The 2,091-nt window shown below is 57.4% G+C and carries 2 protein-coding genes; one reads left to right on the top strand and one right to left on the bottom strand.

Annotation, left to right across the window (positions count from 1 at the left end):
• Positions 1-1,090: oxalyl-CoA decarboxylase (gene oxc / locus AC1D1X_RS21565; RefSeq protein ID WP_477699138.1), on the bottom strand; the 1,090-nt coding region annotated here is incomplete at its 3' end.
• Between the two features lie 184 nt (positions 1,091-1,274).
• On the opposite strand from oxc, the gene AC1D1X_RS21560 reads away from it, so the two are divergent.
• On the top strand, positions 1,275-1,883 hold the full coding sequence (locus tag AC1D1X_RS21560) for a Crp/Fnr family transcriptional regulator (protein WP_477646571.1): 609 nt from the start codon (positions 1,275-1,277) through the stop codon (positions 1,881-1,883).
• Positions 1,884-2,091 lie beyond the last annotated feature (208 nt).

Genomic DNA, 2,091 nt, shown 5'->3' with positions numbered 1-2,091 from the left:
GGTTCTTGTCCTTGCGCTCAGCGATCCCCTGAGTCCATTCGGCCGGTGGTTTTGCCCACTTTGAGCCCAAACCTTCCAGCAATGCCGAGACGCACGAGCCGATGTCGCCGACCAGCGGTGCGGCGATCGGTACGTTGCTGTCCATCTCGGTCGGCGAGATGTCGATCTGGATGAACTGCCGGGTGTCGGCGTTCGGGCCGCCCCAGGTCTTGCCTTTGCCGTGCGACAGCAGCCAGTTCAGGCGCGCGCCGACCAGCATCACCACGTCGGCTTCTGCCAGTACATGGGAACGGGTGGCGGATGCCGACTGGGCGTGCGTATCGGGTAGCAGGCCTTTGGCCATCGACATGGGCAGGTAGGGAATGCCGGTTTTTTCGATCAGGGCACGGATTTCGGCGTCGCACTGTGCGTAGGCTGCGCCTTTGCCCAGCACGATCAGCGGCCGTTTGGCACCTTTGAGCAGGTCGAGCGCGCGTTTGACCGAATCGGGCGCCGGGATCTGGCGGGGAGCGGGGTCCACAACTTCGATGAGCGACTTTTTGCCGGCTGCAGCATCCATGGTCTGCCCGAACAGTTTGGCCGGCAGGTCGAGGTAGACACCGCCAGGGCGGCCGGACAGCGCCGAGCGGATGGCGCGCGCGATACCGACGCCAATGTCTTCGGCGTGGAGGACGCGAAATGCTGCTTTGCACAATGGCTTGGCAATTGCCAGCTGGTCCATTTCTTCGTAGTCGCCCTGCTGAAGATCCACAATCTCGCGCTCGCTTGAGCCGCTGATCAGGATCATCGGGAAGCAGTTGGTCGTTGCGTTCGCCAATGCTGTGAGCCCGTTGAGGAAACCGGGCGCCGACACCGTCAGGCAAATGCCGGGCTTTTGCGTCAGGAAGCCGGCAGCCGCGGCGGCATTACCGGCATGCTGCTCGTGGCGGAACGAAATCATGCGGATGCCCTCAGCCTGCGCCTTGCGCGTCAGGTCAGTGATGGGAATGCCGGGCAAGCCGAAGATCGTGTCAATGCCGTTGAGCTTGAGCGCGTCGATCAGCAGGTGAAATCCATCTGTCTGCTCTCCGGATTGGGTGTCTTTTGTCATTTGAAATGTCTCTTCGTTTGACTTGGGTAAAAATTGAGCAGGCCTGGCTGTCCATTGGCATGCACGAGGGTCATTTGCATCGTCGGGTTATCATAGGAATTGATTCAGGTTTCACCCTTGACCGAGGTCAACTTTCTCTGTATTTGGACCGCACAAACGTGTCAGTTCCGCACCCTCCCAACCCATGTTGTCCATACAAAACCATCCAGATAGAAATGTCATTCGTGTTCAGCTGGCACAGAACATAGTTCTGAAGGGAATTACGACGGAGCAAAGCGCTGAACTGGAGCCGCATCTGGTGATTGTTGATGGTCAGAAGGGTGACTCGCTCCTGCATCAGGGTGTTCATGAAATGGAGCAGTATTTCATCCTCGAAGGCATCCTGAAGCGGGTGGTAACCAATGAGCAGGCCAAGGAGATGATTCTTCGTTTTGCCGACGAACGCGACATGGAAACCAGTTATGCCGCGTGGCGCCTCGGTACGCCCACGCCTTACAGCACCGTTTGCGTGACCAAGGTCCGGGTGGCAAAGCTGCCGCTGCAGGAGTGGGTGGCATTTCTGGAGCGTCACCACGAAATCAAGCAGTCTTTCGAGTATTACGTAATGCGCTTGATGAGCGAAATCATGGCCCATACCATTACGCTGCATTTGCTGGATGCACCGGGCCGTGTCAAGCGGTTTCAGCGCAAGCATCCCGAACTGTTTGACCGTATTCCCAAGAAAGAATTAGCGTCCTACCTGAACCTGTCGGCAGAAACCCTAAGTCGACTCAAGCAGCGTGGCAAGATCTGACGGAAGACCGAAGCGGAAATAAAAAGGCCGGGTGATATACCCGGCTTTTTTATTATGGGCTCGAAGGTTCAGTCCACAGGCTGTTCCGCTGCAAATTCAGTCTTCTTGGGCGGACGAATTTTGGCCAGAACACGGGAGATCAGTGGCCACAGCAACAAAACCAGGGCAAGTGTCGTGATGCCACCCACCAGCGGGTTCGACCACATGA

This window comes from Polaromonas sp. P1_G4 (assembly GCF_056405475.1).
The sequence above is the reverse complement of the archived record's forward strand: the minus strand, read 5'-3'. Positions and strand labels throughout refer to the sequence as shown.